The 16,972-nt window shown below is 57.4% G+C and carries 17 protein-coding genes, 1 pseudogene and 1 riboswitch; of the genes and pseudogenes, 13 read left to right on the forward strand and 5 right to left on the reverse strand.

Annotation, left to right across the window (positions count from 1 at the left end; all coding sequences use genetic code 11):
* The first annotated feature begins 4 nt into the window (after nucleotides 1-4).
* The 6 genes from narJ to BM155_RS13150 all read left to right on the forward strand — a co-directional run bounded on the left by narJ (nucleotide 5) and on the right by BM155_RS13150 (nucleotide 4,906).
* Nucleotides 5-745, forward strand: a complete 741-nt coding sequence (narJ, locus tag BM155_RS13125; RefSeq protein ID WP_074903587.1) for a nitrate reductase molybdenum cofactor assembly chaperone — start codon at nucleotides 5-7, stop codon at nucleotides 743-745.
* Nucleotides 742-1,437, forward strand: coding sequence for a respiratory nitrate reductase subunit gamma (gene narI, locus BM155_RS13130; RefSeq protein ID WP_074903589.1), 696 nt, complete (start codon nucleotides 742-744; stop codon nucleotides 1,435-1,437). The genes narJ and narI overlap by 4 nt, the downstream gene beginning before the upstream one ends.
* Before the next feature lie 15 nt (nucleotides 1,438-1,452).
* Entirely contained in the window at nucleotides 1,453-2,262 is an 810-nt protein-coding gene (locus BM155_RS13135; protein ID WP_074903591.1) for a peptidylprolyl isomerase, read from the forward strand.
* Nucleotides 2,263-2,465: 203 nt separating this feature from the next.
* Nucleotides 2,466-2,951, forward strand: a complete 486-nt coding sequence (gene ubiT / locus BM155_RS13140) for a ubiquinone anaerobic biosynthesis accessory factor UbiT (protein WP_074903592.1) — start codon at nucleotides 2,466-2,468, stop codon at nucleotides 2,949-2,951.
* A 70-nt stretch (nucleotides 2,952-3,021) separates the two neighbouring features.
* Complete coding sequence (gene ubiU, locus BM155_RS13145) at nucleotides 3,022-4,017, forward strand: ubiquinone anaerobic biosynthesis protein UbiU (protein ID WP_074903594.1); 996 nt, start codon at nucleotides 3,022-3,024, stop codon at nucleotides 4,015-4,017.
* 10 nt (nucleotides 4,018-4,027) lie between these two features.
* On the forward strand, nucleotides 4,028-4,906 hold the full coding sequence (locus tag BM155_RS13150) for a U32 family peptidase (protein WP_074903598.1): 879 nt from the start codon (nucleotides 4,028-4,030) through the stop codon (nucleotides 4,904-4,906).
* 118 nt (nucleotides 4,907-5,024) lie between these two features.
* Here BM155_RS13150 and BM155_RS13155 read toward each other — a convergent pair whose 3' ends face one another.
* The 4 genes and pseudogenes from BM155_RS13155 to BM155_RS13175 form a co-directional block, all read right to left on the reverse strand.
* Nucleotides 5,025-5,639: an anaerobic ribonucleoside-triphosphate reductase activating protein gene (locus BM155_RS13155; RefSeq protein WP_074903599.1), complete on the reverse strand. Its 615-nt coding sequence runs from the start codon at nucleotides 5,637-5,639 to the stop codon at nucleotides 5,025-5,027.
* Nucleotides 5,636-7,912: pseudogene (locus tag BM155_RS13165) on the reverse strand (ribonucleoside triphosphate reductase). The gene BM155_RS13155 and the pseudogene BM155_RS13165 overlap by 4 nt, the downstream one beginning before the upstream one ends.
* Before the next feature lie 344 nt (nucleotides 7,913-8,256).
* A complete protein-coding gene (locus BM155_RS13170) occupies nucleotides 8,257-9,126 on the reverse strand; it encodes a universal stress protein (protein ID WP_067151806.1) in 870 nt (289 codons plus the stop codon).
* Nucleotides 9,127-9,564: 438 nt separating this feature from the next.
* Complete coding sequence (locus BM155_RS13175) at nucleotides 9,565-11,040, reverse strand: NarK family nitrate/nitrite MFS transporter (protein ID WP_067151809.1); 1,476 nt, start codon at nucleotides 11,038-11,040, stop codon at nucleotides 9,565-9,567.
* 580 nt (nucleotides 11,041-11,620) lie between these two features.
* Between BM155_RS13175 and BM155_RS13180 the strand changes: the two genes are divergently transcribed.
* From BM155_RS13180 to moaE, 7 genes are all read left to right on the forward strand, one after another.
* Nucleotides 11,621-12,829 carry an alginate export family protein gene (locus tag BM155_RS13180; protein ID WP_074903604.1) on the forward strand — a complete coding sequence of 403 codons (1,209 nt, stop codon included), beginning with the start codon at nucleotides 11,621-11,623 and terminating at the stop codon, nucleotides 12,827-12,829.
* Between the two features lie 78 nt (nucleotides 12,830-12,907).
* A riboswitch (molybdenum cofactor riboswitch) is annotated at nucleotides 12,908-13,051 on the forward strand.
* Entirely contained in the window at nucleotides 13,040-14,017 is a 978-nt protein-coding gene (gene moaA / locus BM155_RS13185; protein ID WP_067151815.1) for a GTP 3',8-cyclase MoaA, read from the forward strand. (Overlaps the previous riboswitch by 12 nt.)
* A gap of 32 nt (nucleotides 14,018-14,049) precedes the next feature.
* A complete protein-coding gene (gene mobA, locus BM155_RS13190) occupies nucleotides 14,050-14,631 on the forward strand; it encodes a molybdenum cofactor guanylyltransferase (RefSeq protein WP_302848370.1) in 582 nt (193 codons plus the stop codon).
* A 35-nt stretch (nucleotides 14,632-14,666) separates the two neighbouring features.
* A complete protein-coding gene (gene moaB / locus BM155_RS13195) occupies nucleotides 14,667-15,209 on the forward strand; it encodes a molybdenum cofactor biosynthesis protein B (protein ID WP_074903608.1) in 543 nt (180 codons plus the stop codon).
* Between the two features lie 4 nt (nucleotides 15,210-15,213).
* A complete protein-coding gene (gene moaC, locus BM155_RS13200; RefSeq protein ID WP_074903614.1) occupies nucleotides 15,214-15,705 on the forward strand; it encodes a cyclic pyranopterin monophosphate synthase MoaC in 492 nt (163 codons plus the stop codon).
* The gene (moaD, locus tag BM155_RS13205; protein WP_067151827.1) at nucleotides 15,698-15,943 is read left to right on the forward strand and encodes a molybdopterin converting factor subunit 1; all 246 of its coding nucleotides are present in this window, start codon (nucleotides 15,698-15,700) and stop codon (nucleotides 15,941-15,943) included. The genes moaC and moaD overlap by 8 nt, the downstream gene beginning before the upstream one ends.
* A 4-nt stretch (nucleotides 15,944-15,947) precedes the next feature.
* Nucleotides 15,948-16,400 carry a molybdopterin synthase catalytic subunit MoaE gene (gene moaE, locus BM155_RS13210; RefSeq protein ID WP_074903616.1) on the forward strand — a complete coding sequence of 151 codons (453 nt, stop codon included), beginning with the start codon at nucleotides 15,948-15,950 and terminating at the stop codon, nucleotides 16,398-16,400.
* A gap of 415 nt (nucleotides 16,401-16,815) precedes the next feature.
* Here moaE and BM155_RS13215 read toward each other — a convergent pair.
* Nucleotides 16,816-16,972 (reverse strand): transposase (locus tag BM155_RS13215; RefSeq protein ID WP_139223265.1); only part of this gene is annotated, 157 nt, incomplete at its 5' end.

The following is a 16,972-nucleotide window of genomic DNA, read 5'->3' on the forward strand; positions in this document are numbered from 1 at the left end:
GGTGATGAAAAGTCTTCGATTGATATCTCGACTGCTGGACTACCCGGACGAAACATTGGCTGCGCATCTGCCGGAGGTTATCCACTTTATTGGTCAAAGCGATGCGCTGAGTCCCCGCTTGCGCGACCGGTTGCTGCGCTTTATCGAATACTACGAGCGCCGCGAGCTGCTCGACTGGCAGAGCGAGTATGAAGGCCTGTTCGAACGCGGGCGCGCGGTATCCCTGCATATTTTCGAGCATGTTTACGGCGAATCCCGCGATCGCGGCCAGGCTATGGTGGACCTGATGAAGCGCTACCGCAGTGCGGGCCTGGCACTTGCCGAACGTGAGTTGCCGGACTATCTGCCAGCCTACCTGGAGTTTTGCGCCACACAGGAGGAGGCGGTGCGGGAGTGGCTACAGGAGATCGCTCATATTCTCGCTTTGCTTGCCACGCGTCTGCGGGCTAGGGAGTCGGTTTATGCGGAACTGGTCGATGCGCTGTTGGATTTAAGCGAGGTTGAAGTCGATCGGGATGGCCTTGCGCGGCAGGTGGCTGGAGAAGCACGGGACGATACCCCGGAAGTTTTGGACAAGATCTGGGAAGAAGAGGCAGTCAGTTTTTCCGCTGCCCAGGGCAGTGCCTGCGAGCAGGGCATTACTCGCCCCAGCGCGGCGCAGCTCAAAGACGATAAGGCAATTACCTGGGTCGATGCGGGCAATCACGCGCCGGATACGTCGGTGATGCTTGGGAGTAAACAATGAACTATTTCAATACCATTTTCTTCGGAATTTATCCGTTTGTAGCGTTTACCGTTTTCCTGCTGGGCAGCCTTATCCGCTACGACCGGGATCAGTACACCTGGCGCACCGGTTCCAGCCAGCTGCTGGAAAAGAAAAAGCTGCGCCTCGGCAGCTATCTGTTCCATATCGGGGTGCTGGCGATTCTCGCCGGGCACTTTGTTGGATTGCTGACGCCTAAGGCGGTTTGGCATTTGTTGGGGGTAGAGGCATCTACCAAACAGGCACTGGCGATGGGTGCCGGAGGACTTTTTGGTGTTATCTGTTTTATCGGCATGACCATATTGCTGCACCGACGCTTGGCGAATCCCCGTATCCGTGCCACTTCCTCGCGTATGGATATCGTCATTCTGTTGATGCTGTATGTGCAGTTGATTCTGGGCCTGCTCAGCATCTTTGTATCCGCGGGTCATATGGACGGCGCGGAAATGCTGAAGCTGATGACTTGGGCACAATCGATCGTCACGCTGAATGCACCGGGGGCAGTTGCTGCAATCAGCGAGGTACATGTGATCTACAAATTGCACGTTTTCCTCGGGTTGAACTTATTCCTCGTATTTCCGTTCAGCCGCTTGGTGCATGTGTGGAGTATTCCGGTGCAGTACTTCCGCCGCAACTATCAAATAGTGCGCGCCAAGGCTGCCGGCGGCCTGTGAGTATAGGAGGCGAACATGAGCGCACTTCTGGCCAGTGATGCAGATGATCGGCCCCTTGTCGGCCCGGTAACGGTGAACGGCAGGGAGATCCCGCAGACACAGATCTATGCCGAGATGCAGTACCATCCTGCGGACACATCCCGGGAGGCAATCTACGCTGCCGCCAGGGCATTGGTACTGGCTCACCTGTTGCGAGAGCGGGCCTTCGAATGTGGGCTGTGTGAAAAGGATATAGACATCCACAGCGAAGTATTTGATGCCGCGGTAGAGCGATTGCTCGAAAGAGAGGTGCCACAGGTCGATCCGACCCAGGCGCAGCGCTACGACTATTATACCGAGCACCGGCAGCGGTTTACCTCAAAGCCGCTGGCGGAGGTACGCCATATTCTGCTGCTGGTAAAGCCCGGGGAAAAGGCGGCGCAAGAGCGGCAGCGGAAATTCGCCGAGTCGTTGCTTGAAGATATCCGCAAAGCACCCGACCCGCTGTTGCGTTTCGCGGAATTGGCACACCGGCATTCGGACTGCTCGTCCCGCGACGCTGGCGGCAGTCTCGGCCAGGTTGGCCCCGGCGATACAGTGGCGCCTTTTGAAGAAGCTGTTTTCGCCGGTGAAATCGGTCTGATGCAATCCCCAGTGCGGACGAAATACGGTTGGCACTTGATCTATGTCGAACAGCTCGAACAGGGAAGACCGCTGGATTTTTCCTATGTAGAAAAAAACATTGATCGCTATTTGCGGGAAAAGCTGCGACGGCAAATGATTGCGAACTACCTCAATGATCTGGTTCGTTCGGCGGATATCGGTGGCATCCGCCTGCTCAATTGAGGGCGCGGCCAATCAACGGTCCCGGAACGGGGCAGCGTTCGACGATTCGGACACACCGAAGTAATCTCACACATCAGCTTAAGGAGCCGCTGATTAAAGTACATGGGGCGGTAGTGATCTTTGGGAAAAGGTCTCATTACTGTCGCCAAGCGACTTAATCAGAGATTCCTCAATACACATCGATGCGGGTATGGAGTCCGAATATGCCAGCTGTCGGTAACCTGATTGCACATGGTGGCTACAGAATTGGCCGCAAATTTCTGCCGTTGTTCCCGCGATGGCCGGGAGAGGTTGCGCTGGTGAAACTCCTCAACCGGCAGCTTTCAGAAGAACTGGATGAGGGGGTGTTTGATTTTCTGGACGGTCGCGTGTTGGAAATTGCAGTGACAGATTTAAAGGTGCATTTCCGTATCGGCAAGCGGGGAGGGCGATTTGTCCGCGCTTCTGCGGCGGCCGAGGCCGATTCCACCATTGCCGCGACAGCGGGTGACTTCCTGGCGATTGCCGCCGGGCGGGAAGATCCGGATACCCTATTTTTTCATCGCCGGTTGATGATCCGCGGGCAGACGGAAATCGGTTTGACGGTGAAGAACCGCTTGGATGCACTGGACCGAAGCCGTATCCCGGGGTGGCTGCAGCGATGCTTGACGGTTATGGCGGACAAGCTGGCGTCTCTCTCTCAAGCCTGAATTTCCCGGGGTAAGCCCGTCAGCGGCGCTGCTGCTTTTTATCCATCCTCAAAATTGAAATGACATTGTTATGGAACTCGTTTGCCCTGCCGGTAGCCTGCCAGCACTGGAGGCTGCTGTGGATAACGGCGCGGATGCCGTTTATATCGGTTTCAATGATGAAACCAACGCGCGCAACTTCAGCGGTTTGAATTTCAATGACAAAAATGCGTTGCGGGCGCTCGAGCGTATACGCAGCCGGGGACGAAAATTGTTCGTCGCCATCAATACCTATGCACAACCGCGCAGTTTTTCGCGCTGGCAGGCGGCAGTTGACCGGGCTGCCGGCTTCAATGCCGATGCGGTAATTCTGGCGGATATCGGCCTTATGGGCTATGCGGCAGAAAAGTATCCCGCTATGCCTTTACACCTTTCGGTGCAGGCATCGGCAACCAGTGTCTCCGCGCTGGAATTTTATCGCCGCCAGTTCCACATCCGCCGCGCGGTGCTTCCCCGGGTGCTGTCTCTGAAGCAAGTGCAGCAGCTGGCGGCTGGAACCCAAGTGGAGCTGGAGGTATTCGGTTTTGGCAGTCTATGCATTATGGCCGAGGGGCGTTGTCACTTGAGTTCCTATGTCACCGGGGAGTCGCCCAATTTGAACGGCGTCTGCTCGCCGGCCCAGGCTGTGGAGTGGCGAGACGGTGCGCAGGGGTTGGAAACGAGGCTGAACGGGGTGTTGATCGATCGTTTCGCCGAGGGGGAAAACGCCGGTTATCCCACGCTGTGCAAAGGGCGTTTTATCGTGGAGGGCAGGCGCCACCACGCACTGGAAGAACCGACGAGCTTGAACAGTATGGCGCTGTTGCCGGAACTGCGGGCCGCCGGTATCCGCGCGATCAAGCTGGAGGGCAGGCAGCGCAGTCCCGCATATGTGGCGCAGGTGGTGCGCACCTGGCGAGATGCGATAGACGAAGTATTGCGGCGCGGTGGGGATTTCTCCATCGAGGAGCGCTGGCGCGCGACTCTGGCAAAAAACTCCGAGGGCAAGCAAACCACACTGGGCGCGTACGATCGCCCTTGGCAGTAAAGGAGGCGTTATGCAGCTCGCTTTGGGACCGGTGCAGTATTATTGGCCGCGGGGGGATATCCAGCAGTTTTATGCGCAAATGCTGACCACACCGCTGGATATTATTTATCTGGGGGAGGTGGTATGCGGGAAGCGCCATCAGTTGCGCGCGGCGGATTGGCTGCAATTGGCCCGGGAGTTGGCGGCGCTGTCGGATAAGCAGATAGTGCTGTCTACGCTGACACTGCTGGAGTCCAATGCCGACCTCAACTGGGTGCGTAAAATCTGCGATAACGGCCAGCTGCTGGTGGAGGCCAACGATATGTCGGCGGTGCAGCTGTTGTCGGAGGCGGGTCTGGCTTTTGTCTGTGGCCCCGCGATCAACATTTACAATCAGCACGCGCTGGCGCAGATGATGTCACTGGGTATGGTGCGCTGGACTGTGCCGGTGGAAATGAGCGCACGCCAATTAGGAGAAGTGCTGGCTGCCTGTGACAGAAAACCCGAAGTGGAGGTATTCGCCTACGGCCATATGCCGCTCGCGTATTCAGCCCGCTGCTTTACCGCGCGCCACCTCGGGCTCGACAAGGACAGTTGCGGATACCGCTGCATCGAGTTTCCCGCTGGCCTGCCCCTGGCTTCGCAGGAAGAGCAAGCGCTGTTTTTAATCAATGGCATTCAGACAATGTCCGCCGAACCGGTCAATCTGTTGCATCACTATGCTGAAATGCAGGAACTCGGGGTGGATATCCTGCGCCTTTCTCCGCAGTGGCAAGACATGGCGCGGGTGGTGTCGGCATTCGACGGCGCCCGCCGCGGCGAGCCCTGCCGGGAAGACCTGGAGAAAGGGGTAGACGGCTACTGGCGGGCTCAGCCGGGACTCGAACTGATTGCCCGCAGCCGCGGGTGAGAGGGCCGAAAATTCACTACAGCTCCCGTGTGAGTTTATCAGAGGTTTTTTTACTCCATCACTCGAGCGTTTTTTCCCGGAGACAGATCCGTGAGTGTTTGCACCGGATAAACACAGGTTACAGTCTGCTGTCCAGACAGTACTGTGTATTGCAGCGCTGCACCACCAATTCATTAATGCCGAGTGTCAGCAGTTTTTTTCTGATTTCATTTAATTCTTCCTCGCTGGTCAGCCGCGGATGGCGGGTGAGCCGCACCTGCAACGGCACCTGGGCCGCGGCAAGTAGCCGGGCACTCTCCCAGGAGGTGTCGCCGCTTGCGGCGACGCCGGTGATCGCCGGGTAGTTTTGCGGCAGTGCTTTAATATCCAATCCCACCCAGTCCAGCCTGGGCAGCAGTTGGCGCAACCGGCGCGGATACATGCCCGCGGTGTGCAGGCCCACTTTGAATCCGAGGGCCCGCACATCGTTGACGGCGCTGTCCAGCGCTGCCTGCGCGGTCGGCTCTCCACCGGAAAAGACCACCGCGTCGAGTATTCCCCGGCGGCGGCCGAGGAATTCGAGTAATTGCTCCCACGCGTAGGGCGTGGGTGCGCGGGGCGGCAGTAATCCACTGTTGTGGCAGTAGCGGCAGCGCCAGGGACATCCCTGGCAAAATACCACCGCCGACAGTGCCCCCGGATAGTCGATGGCGGTAAAGGGGGTGAAGCCGCCGACACGCAGTCGCTCCTTCACTGTGCCGCTGCCTCCGTCCTCCCGGTCGGCACTTTGTCGTTACTGTCGATGGCGACAAAGTAGCGCCGCTCACGGTGTTCCGATTGCTTGCCGGGGTTCCAGAAAGAGACGGGGCGGTGGTATCCCATTACGCGGCTCCAGACTTCACAGCGGGTGCGCTCGTCATCTCGCAAAACGGTGATTTGCTCGTTCATAAAAGGCTCCTTTGAGTGTTTTCAGTGGGTGGTACAACAGCGCTTTTGCGCGAGCAGTTCTTCGTCGCAACGGGGACAGAATTCGTGTTCGCCGCTCAGGTAGCCGTGCCGCGGACAAATGGAGAAAGTGGGTGTTACGGTGATATAGGGCAGTCGGTAGTTTTCCAGCGCCCGTTGTACCAGCTTGCGGCAGCTGTCGGCGTCCGGCAGCTGTTCACCCAAATACAGGTGCAGTACTGTGCCGCCGGTATAGCGCGCCTGCAGAGACTCCTGTAGTGCCAATGCTTCGAAGGGATCATCGGTATAACCGACCGGCAGCTGTGAGGAATTGGTGTAGTAGGGGGCATCGCTGCTGCCGGCCTGGAGAATATCGGGAAAGCGTTTGCGGTCTTCGCGGGCGAAACGGTAGGTCGTGCCCTCGGCTGGTGTCGCCTCCAGGTTGTACAGGTGCCCGGTTTCTTCCTGAAATTCCGCCATGCGTGCGCGGATGTGATCCAAGAGGCGCTCCGCCATTGCCCGGCCCTGTGCGGTGACGATACTTTCGCGGTCGCCGCTGAAGTTGCGCAGCATTTCGTTGATACCGTTGACCCCAATGGTGGAGAAGTGATTGCGCAGGGTGCCCAGGTAACGTTTGCTGTAGGGGAAAAGGCCCGCGTCCATATGCCGCTGAATGACTTTACGCTTGGTTTCCAGGGAGTCGCGGGCCAGCTCCAGCAGCCGGTCGAGAGCGGCTAGCAAAGCGGATTCGTCGCCCCGGTGCAGATAACCCAGACGCGCGCAGTTAATGGTTACCACACCCAGGGAACCAGTCTGTTCGGCGGAACCGAACAGGCCGTTGCCGCGTTTGAGCAACTCTCGCAGATCCAGCTGCAGGCGGCAGCACATGGAGCGGATCATATTGAGGCTCAGATCGGAATTGATAAAATTTTGGAAGTAGGGCAGCCCGTAGCGGGCGGTCATGGCAAATAGCCGCTGCGCGTTTTCACTGTGCCAGGGAAAATCCGCTGAGATATTGTAGGTGGGGATCGGAAAGGTAAAGACGCGGCCGCGTGCGTCACCCTCGGTCATCACTTCGATATAGGCGCGGTTGATCAGGTCCATTTCCTCCTGTAAATCGCCGTAGGTAAATGGCATTTCGCGCCCGCCAATAACGGGTACCTGTTCGCGCAGATCCTCCGGGCATACCCAGTCAAAGGTCAGGTTGGTAAAGGGCGTCTGGGTGCCCCAACGGGAGGGTACGTTGAGATTGAAAATCAGCTCCTGCATACACTGGCGCACTTCGCGGTAGCTGAGTCCATCTTTGCGTATAAACGGTGCCAGATAGGTGTCGAAAGAGCTGAACGCCTGTGCGCCCGCCCACTCGTTTTGCAGGGTGCCGAGAAAATTCACTATCTGGCCGATAGCACTGGACAGATGTACTGGCGGTGCCGATTCGACCTTGCCCGGTATTCCGTTCAACCCTTCCTGCAGCAGCGTGCGCAGCGACCAGCCGGCGCAATAGCCGGACAGCATGTCGAGGTCGTGGATATGCAGATCACCTTCGCGGTGCGCCGCGCCGATTTCCGGTGTGTAAACGTGGTTGAGCCAGTAGTTGGCAATCATCTTGCCGGCGCTGTTCAGGATCAGTCCGCCGAGGGAATAGCCCTGGTTGGCGTTGGCGGCCACCCGCCAGTCTTCCCGCTGCAGATATTCGTCGATGGAGGCGGTGACGTCCACCAGCGTTTGGCGGTCTTCGCGCATCTGTTGGTGGCGGCTGCGGTAGGCAATATAGCCGCGCGCGGTGTCCAGATAGTTGCTGCTAATCAGGACCTGTTCGACGATATTTTGGATCTCTTCGATATCCACCGGCGCACTGCCGTCGTGACGGTGTGTGATCACTTGGACGGCCTGATCGGTGAGCCGGTCCGCCTCTGAGGCACCGAAGGCACCGGTGGCTCGTCCCGCGCGCAAAATGGCGCTGGCGATCCGCGCGCGGTCAAAACGCACTGTGCGGCCGTCGCGTTTGTGTACGAGCAGATGGCTGGCCTCGCTGGCATAGTGGGTTGCTGCCGGTAGATCGGAGGGGGAAAACGCGGGCATTGGGACTCCTGGCTAAACCGTCTGTCGGCACTCGGGAGGAGCGCCGGATTGAGCTTGCGTGTCTATATGTAGTGTTGATGATTTATATTTTCACAACATATAGTGGTTTTTGTGCCTGAACAAGCATTGGGAAGGTGCCATGGACAGTGCTGGATACCCTCAGAAATGCAGCCGTCTACCCCCACCGGGGGATTGTGCGCTGGGGGGATGGACCTGTTTGGCGGGGGAGACCGCGAGGGTCCGGATAAATCCGGAGTTTACTTACTACCCCTTCTGCGCTGGTAATGTCCGGCGCCAATGCAATAGATGAGGGACATCTATTGCACTGGCGGTTGAGTGCCGGTTTAGGGCACAACCATTACATCGGTATTGGATTTGGCGAGAATGCGTTCGGCGGTATTGCCGAGCAGGAAACCGGCGGCGCCCTTGCGCACCCCGCGCCCTACCAGCATCAGACGCGCCTTGAGACGGTCTGCGATCCGGTTGACCTCTCGCGACGGCTTCCCGGACACAAGGTGCAGCTCACCGCAAGTCGCGCCGCTATTGGCGATGATTGCCTGCAGATGTTCCTGCGCCGCGCGCCGCGCTTCCGCGGAGGTGTTTCGGCCCGTGGCCAGCCCCAGTTCCTCGAGGACACCGGCGCCTGGCAGGCAGGCCACTGGCTCTAGTTCCGCCCCTAACAGTCGAGCCAAATGATCGCCGGTGGTCAGCACCCGCTGGTTGAGTTCTCTGTGCAGAGGGGTGTTCATCATCGGGTCCAGGGCCGCGAGCAGGCGGTCCCGCTTGATCCACGGCGTGGAGACGGCGAGCCACAAAGGTATTGGCGCGTGTTCGATCAGCTGCCAGTCGATAGAGCCAAAGCCGCCGTGGCCGTATTGTTTCTGCGCGGTTTTGATCAGCAGATCGTAGAATTCTCGCTCTAAGATCTCCAGGATCCAGGAGGCGATGTTGTAGTGCCAAACTGCTTGTGTCTCGGTGTCCTCTGGAAGCTGGTATTTCTCCCGCAGTTCTGCGAGCCAGCGTTTGCGCTCGCCCAGCATCGTGTGCATTAACTCATCCATTGCCTCATACATACCGGCCATCGTCAGCTGTGGTTCGTAGACGAAGCTGATCAGATGCAGGCGCGCGCCCGTTGCCTTGGCCAGCGCTAAGGCCCGCTGCAGTGCGATTTGTTCGTGTTTGGGTTTGTCGAGAATGACGAGAATATTTTTCACGGTTTCATCCTTATAACGGGCGCATTATCGCGGTGCCCCTTGCGATAATGCGCAAAGCCTGCGTCATTGCCCGGGCACCCTGACCCCGTCGGGGCATATCGGGTGGCCAGTACCTCCATAATCTAACGCTAGCTGCTGTATGGTGCTTGATCCAGATCATTACCAGAGGGTTCAAGGCAGCGATGCTGACAGGGATCAGGAAATCTCTGACAAAGTTCAAGCTGACGATAAAGATACTTTGAGGCCGGATGAGACGTTCAGGTGATGGGATGGGTAGTTCGAAACTGTCGGATAAATGGACAGGAGCTACAGGGATGTACTCGTGCGTTTTCGAAATGCGCACACTATGGTGAGCGCGCCGAAGTCCACTGTAGCTCCCATATAAAAGGCAGAGATTCCTGAATCAGCGTATTGCCCGGCTAGCGCGCTAGCTGCCGCTTATTCCACGCTGATCAGATGCACTGTCCCGTCGGGCAATCTTTCCGCGATTCGGCCTTTGGGCTCATCCATAAAGGCGCAGATAAAGAATACCAGCGCGGCGGAGCCCGCAATTATCAAGAAGAAAGTACTGTAATCGACGTACGACAGCGCGGTCAGATAGGCCACGGCACCCACATTGCCGTAGGCTCCGGCCATGCCTGCAATCTGCCCGGTCATGCGTCGCTTGACCAGCGGCACCACGGCGAAAACGGCGCCCTCACCGGCCTGCACGAAGAAGGAACAGGCCATAGTGGCGATCACCGCCGCCGGTATCCACCAGTCACTGTCGATTTGGCTCAGTACCAAATAACCTACGGCCAGGCCGCCGACGAGAAACATCAAACTGTTGCGGCGGCCCATTTTGTCACTGAAATGACCGCCTGTGGGACGCGATACCAGGTTCATAAAAGCGAAGCCGGAAGCCAGCAAACCAGCCTGTACCGCATTCAGCCCATCGAAGGTTTCCAGGAAAAACAGAGGAAGCATGGATACTACCGCCAGCTCAGAGCCAAAGGTAACGAAATAGGCCAGATCGAGGATGGCGACCTGCTTGAACTCATATTTTTCCAGTTCCGGAACACCGGCCCGCAGGTGTTCCCGGTTGACCAGCCAGATCTGGCGGGACTGCACTGCAAACAGCAGCACCAGTAATCCCCAAAGCACATAGGTGGTCTGCCAGGTCAACAGCTGCACGCCGGCCGGTGACAGTTTGTAGCCCAGAGATGCCAATGCCAAATACATGGGAATATTCATCAACAGATAAAGGTACAGATCCTTTCTGCTGGTGACTTCGAGCCCGCCCGTTTTTTTCGGTTTGAAATAGGTGGCGCCCTCGGGGGTATTGCGCGCGACACGGTAGTAGAGGAAGCCGTATAGACCGGCGATGACACCAGTGAGGCCCAGGGCGTAGCGCCAGCCGTTTTCACCACCGATCAGCAGTGCGATACCCGGCAGGGTCATTGCGCCTGCAGCGGAGCCAAAGTTGCCCCAGCCGCCGTAGATTCCCTCGGCCAGGCCCACTTGCTTGGCTGGGAACCACTCGCCCACCATGCGGATGCCGATAACAAATCCGGCACCGACAAAGCCCAGTAAAAAACGGAACAGTGCCAGCGATACATAGCTATCGGCGGTGGCAAAGCCGATACAGATTACCGAGGAAATCATCAGCAGGGCGCTGTAGACAGAGCGGGGGCCGAATTTATCCACCATCATGCCCACGATAATGCGCGCGGGTATCGTCAGCGCCACATTGAGAATCAGCAGCGCTTTGACTTGTTGGCTGCTGAGGTCGAATGCCTCCTGGATAAATACCAGTAACGGTGCGTGGCTGAACCAGACGACGAAGCTCAGAAAAAAAGCAACCCAAGTGATATGTAGTGTTTTAATTTTCGGGTCGCGCCAATTGAAAAGGTTGAGGCCGCTTTGTGAACGCATGACAGCTCCTCTTAACACAGTAGTTTTTGCCAATCACTCGGCAGTCCATCATAAGCGGGCCCCGTTACTGGAAAAGTTGGTAAAAGTGGTAATGGGAGGGCGGGGAAGCATGCAGAAAATCGGATCTACCCCCGGCGGTTAAGTGGTCTCTGATGAAATTGCACAAGCGCTTTTGAGGCTTCAGGGCGCTCAATTACGTTGAGCATTGGCTGCTGACGCCGGGGCTCTGTGGTTCCGCATAATTCCATAGGAGTAGCGGATCTTAGTGGGTACAGGTAATGAGCTTTTTATAGGTAGATTTTTAGGTATCGATCTTTCGGTATTTGCTCTCTTCGGCGCGGATAATAATCGGGCAGGGCGCAGGTGGTACGCCATCTGGCCAGTACCCGGAAAATGGTGCGTGGTGTAACTTTCGGGCAAAGGTTGCGCCCTCCTCTAAAGAGTAACGCGAACGCTGTAATTGCTCCTGGAGCACTCAGGCAATTTATCACTTGAGTTTCCGGTCGGCGCTTGAAAAAAACTTTCCCTCAGAAAGTGCATTCAACAGAGATTTCTAAATACTGTCCCAGAGGAAGAAAATATGCTCCCCGGTAACGCTACCAATACTAACCGCGCGCTATTGTTTTGCGCCACTTTGACTGCTGCAATGCAACCGCTCGCCGCCGACCGGGAAGCGCAGACACTGATCGATGCGCTGCAAAATGGCCAGCTGGGGTTGAGTCTGCGCTACCGATTGGAAAGTGTCGATCAGGCGGGATTTGATGATCAGGCCAATGCATCGACCTTGAGAAGCCGTCTCAGCTGGACAAGCGGAATCTATCGGGGCCTTGTCATCGGCGTTGAAATGGACGATGTCTCCGCCGTTGGCAGTGACAGTTATAACTCCACCACTAATGGCAACTCAGAATATCCACTGGTGGCTGATCCTGAGGGAACCGAAGTAAACCGGGCTTATCTTCGCTACGCGCGCGACAACTACGACATTACCGCTGGTCGTCAACGTATTAACCTGGGCGATCAGCGTTTTGTAGGTGGGGTCGGCTGGCGTCAGAACGAGCAGACGTTTGACGGATACCGCTTTCGCTACGGCAATTCAGAATCTCTGCAAATCGATTACAGCTACGTCTACAGAGTCCATCGCATTTTTGGTGAGGATAGCGATCAGGGAAGCTGGGATGGCGACATTCATCTTTTCAATGCCACTTATCCCTTTGCGGAGAAGCAAAAACTGCATCTTTTTTTTCTGGATGTTGACTTGGACCAGGCGACAAACAATTCCAGCCGAACACTCGGTTTCACCTATATCGCAGATGTCGGGATACTGGGAACGCGCCTGAGTTATGCCCGCCAGAGCGAAAGCGGCGAGAGCAGCCTCGACTACAGCGCGACTTATTACCTGGCGGAACTGTCTACAGCGCTGGGGCCAGTGGATGCCAAGCTGGGTTACGAGATTTTGGGCAGCGACAACGGTGTGGGCTTTGCCACGCCGCTGGCAACCCTGCACAAATTCCAGGGGTTCGCCGACCAATTCCTCACAACGCCGGCCGAGGGGGTGGAAGATGCTTATCTGGGCGCGAACGCAGGATTGGCCGGCGGACGGCTGGGGATAACCTATCACCGCTTTAGTGCGGCGGAGGGATCTGGTGATTGGGGGAGTGAGTGGGATCTCAGCTATGAGCGCGCACTGAGCAAAAATTTGTCGGCACTGGTGAAATTTGCCTCTTACCGTGCCGAGGACTACGGCAGCGATACCGACAAATTGTGGCTACAAGTGGTCGCGGCTTTTTGATCCGTGGGACGGGCGCGGTACGCCGTAAGGAGTACCACTTTTGCCCCCGGGCAATCTTCCGCTCCGCTGTTACACTGCCCGCAGTTTAAACACCGAGTTCCCTCAACCTAAGCGCTGTGCGTATGGAACGGGAACCGTGGCTGGAAAATTTTTCCACCACCAGGGCCGTCCGGGAAACCGGCCTGCCTCCCGGCTTTGGAAAGGCGTTTAATGTTAAAAGACAACTATGGGCGCAGGTTCTATTACCTGCGCCTGTCCGTGACCGATATCTGCAATTTCCGCTGCAATTACTGTCTGCCGGATGGCTACCAGTGCGGTGAATCGATTGCGCGGGAGAAGCCGCTCAGTGTCGCTGAAGTGAACACCGTTGTTCGCGCCTTTGCCTCCCTGGGTACCGAGAAAGTGCGTTTCACCGGCGGCGAACCCTCGCTGCGCAAAGACTTGGTGCAGTTGATTGAAACCGCGGTAAATGTGGATGGTATCCGCCGTGTTGCCATCACCACTAACGGTTACCGCCTGGCCTCACAAATCGATGCCTGGCAGCGCGCGGGTCTGGACCAGCTCAACGTCAGCGTCGACAGTCTGGACCCGCAGCGCTTCAGGGCGATTACCGGACACGACAAGCTGGCGAATGTCCTGCGCGGCATAGATCGCGCATTGGAGCTGGGGGTGTCAACCAAGGTCAACTCGGTATTGTTGCGCGAGCACAATCTGGCTGGATTTGAGCAGTTTCTCGACTGGGTGAAGGTAACGCCCGTCAGCTTGCGTTTTATTGAACTGATGCGCACCGGAGACAACCGCGACTTTTTTGCCAGTAACCATGTGGCCGGGCGCGATATTGAAAAATGGCTGTTGCACACCGGCTGGGAGCTGTTGCCGCGGGGGCGCGACGCCGGGCCGGCAAAAGAGTATACACACCCGGACTATATTGGCCGCATCGGTTTAATCATGCCTTATAGTCGGGATTTTTGTGCGGGCTGCAATCGCCTGCGCATGTCGGCGCAGGGCGCCCTGCATCTGTGTCTGTTTGCCGAGGCGGGGATAGATTTGCGCAGCGCGATTGCCAGTGGCGACCACCGGGATTTGGCGGCGCTGATTCGCAGCGCAGTGTGCGGCAAGAGCGCCGGTCATCAATTGGACCGAGGTTTCACTGGCGCGACCCGCAATCTGGCGATGCTGGGAGGTTGACGGTGTCGCGGGTGTTGGATTGTTGCGGTGTTGTGCTGGCCGGCGGACGGTCGCGTCGAATGGGGCGGGACAAGGCCGGGTTGCCACTGCCGGGCGGTGAGCACTTTCTACAGCGCGCCGTTGCGCTGCTGCGCGTGCTTCCGCTGGCGCAGGTATTAATCAGTGGCAACCGCCCTGGCGGTATTCCCGATCCGGTACCCGGCATGGGGCCCGTGGGCGGCCTCTACGGCACCGCGTGCGCCGTGGAAAGCGGGGCATTGCTGGTAATCCCCGTGGATATGCCGCTGCTGCATGGCGAACTACTGGCGCAGCTGCTGGCGGCGGGGCAACGCAGTGGCCGAGCCAGTTATTTCGGCGATTTTTATTTTCCGCTGTGGTTGCCATTGGATACCGGAGTGCGTGAGTTCCTGGATGCCGCGGTGCGCAAACGCGGACCGAATTCCATCGGCGCACTGCTGCGGCAATGCGGCGCGCAGCGACTGGCAATACCCGGCACTGCGCAGTGTTTTGCCAATATCAATACGCCGGCTGAGTACGCGGCGCATGTTCAGCCGGAATACGGGGCCCAAGCGCGGGGCCATTTGAGCACCATCCGCGCGCGGAACATTCTTTAAAACCGATTCACAAGACTCAACAGGCGGAAGAATAGATGGCTGGACACGCTGCAGAAAACTTTGAGCCGCTCAATATTGCGGTATTGACGGTCTCCGACACCCGCACCGAGAACACTGATACCTCGGGCCAATATCTGGTCGATGCCCTGCAGGCCGCCGGACACAGGCTGGCGCACAGGTGCCTGGTTCCGGATGACATCTACCGAATACGCGCGACGGTATCGCAGTGGATTGCCGATGCGGAAGTGCAGGTGATACTGGTTACCGGCGGCACCGGGTTCACCGAACGCGATTCCACGCCAGAGGCACTGGTGCCGCTGTTCGATAAAACCGTGGAGGGGTTTGGTGAACTGTTCCGACACATTTCCTTCACAGACATCGGCAGCTCAACCGTGCAGTCGCGGGCCGTCGCGGGCCTGGCTAATCACACATTGATCTGTTGTATGCCCGGTTCCACAGGCGCCTGCCGCACTGCTTGGGAGGGCATACTGCTCGAACAGTTGGATGCGCGTCACCGCCCATGCAATTTTGTGCCGCATATTCGCCCTGCACAAATGTCCTGCGCCTCTAGGGGGTGAAGCCGTGCAACGTTTAACTCATTTAAATGCGCGCGGTGAAGCCAACATGGTGGATGTCACCGACAAAGCCGTGACCGAACGCAGTGCCCGCGCCGAGAGCGCGGTGCATATGAGTGCCGAGGCCTTTGCCTTGCTCTCAGAGGGAAACAACAAAAAAGGCGATGCACTGGCAGTAGCGCGTATTGCCGGTATTCAGGCGGCAAAGAAAACCGCCGATTTGATCCCCCTGTGTCATCCCCTGGCGCTGACCAAGGTGGAAATTGAGTTTGAACTGCAGCCGGAGGCCCACTGCGTGCGCGTGCGCAGCTACTGCCGCCTGGCCGGACGCACCGGCGTGGAAATGGAATCTCTGACCGCCGCGGCGGTAGCGGCACTGACAATTTACGATATGTGTAAGGCGGTGGACCCGGCGATGGAAATCGGCCCCACGCGCCTGCTGGAAAAAAATGGCGGTAAGCGGGGGCATTGGCGCCCCGGAGGTGAGCGGCATGATTAAGATTCTGTTTTTTGCAAGTCTGCGCGAACAGTTGGGAACGGCCGAGTACAAGCTGGAAAATTATTCCGGCAGTGTGTCCGAATTGCGCACATATCTCGGCGAACAGTTTCCCGACTGGCAGGCGCCACTGCAAGCTGCGGACCTTCAGGCCGCGGTCAACCGGGAAATGGCTTTGGCATCCACTCGAATTGCCGATGGTGATGAGGTGGCTTTCTTCCCTCCGGTAACCGGAGGGTAAGCCGATGGATTTTATCGAAGTGCGCAAAGGCGCCTTCTCCGTAGCTGAGGAGTTTGCGGCACTGCGCCGGGAAAACCGCGGAGACGGCGCCTGCGTAATGTTTGTCGGCTCCGTACGGGACTTCAACGCCGGGGCGGCCGTCCGCGGGCTGAAGCTCGAACACTATCCGGGCATGACAGAAAAAAGTTTGCAGGACATCACCGCCGATGCGCGGGCACACTGGCCGCTGGGGCGGGTGCGCCTGCTGCACCGCGTTGGCCCCCTCGCCCTGCAGGACGATATTGTCTTCGTCGGCGTGACCAGCCCCCACCGCCAGGCGGCCTTTGCCGCCTGCCAGTACATTATGGACCGTCTCAAGACAGAGGCGCCGTTTTGGAAACAGGAGTCCAGCGAAACCGGAGACCGCTGGGTGGCGGCCAGGGAAATCGATAAACGGGAGATGGAGAAGTGGGGGTAGCCTGTGCTGGGGGTTTTTAAGGCTCTGTTGAATTCGTAATAGCGCTCCGAATCTCACTACACATCCTACGTAAATTGTCAAGTATTTCATAAAAACGATTTGGGCCTATAATAATCGCTCGCCCCTTCACCTTGTCGCCCCGATCAATCATCATCTCTTTAGAACCTCATATGCATCCGCTCTCTGGTGAGTAAAAGAACCGGCACGCGGAAAAACAATGCAAGTGGTGGGATATAAACATTTCGACTCTGTCGGAGTACCTAGGGAACCTCTGATCAACTCACCGTTTTCTGGGAATAAGCTGAGCCACTCAAAAAGTTGAACGTTTAACGCTCAAATTTCCGATATTTTCACGCAATACCCCCTCGTTTCCTTGCCTAAAACCTGCTATCCGCGGATTTCAGGCGCACTGCCCCTAGACGGGCAGGTATTTTCTCCCGATTAACAGGTTGGTGAAGCCTGCCAACAGACACAGGCGATCGGTATTTTTTGCAAGCCCCCGGTAGCGGACCTTGTCGTAGCCAAACACGCGCTTGATGTAGCGGAAGGGATGCTCCACCTTCGCCCGGATC

This window comes from Microbulbifer thermotolerans, assembly GCF_900112305.1.
Lineage (GTDB): Bacteria > Pseudomonadota > Gammaproteobacteria > Pseudomonadales > Cellvibrionaceae > Microbulbifer > Microbulbifer thermotolerans.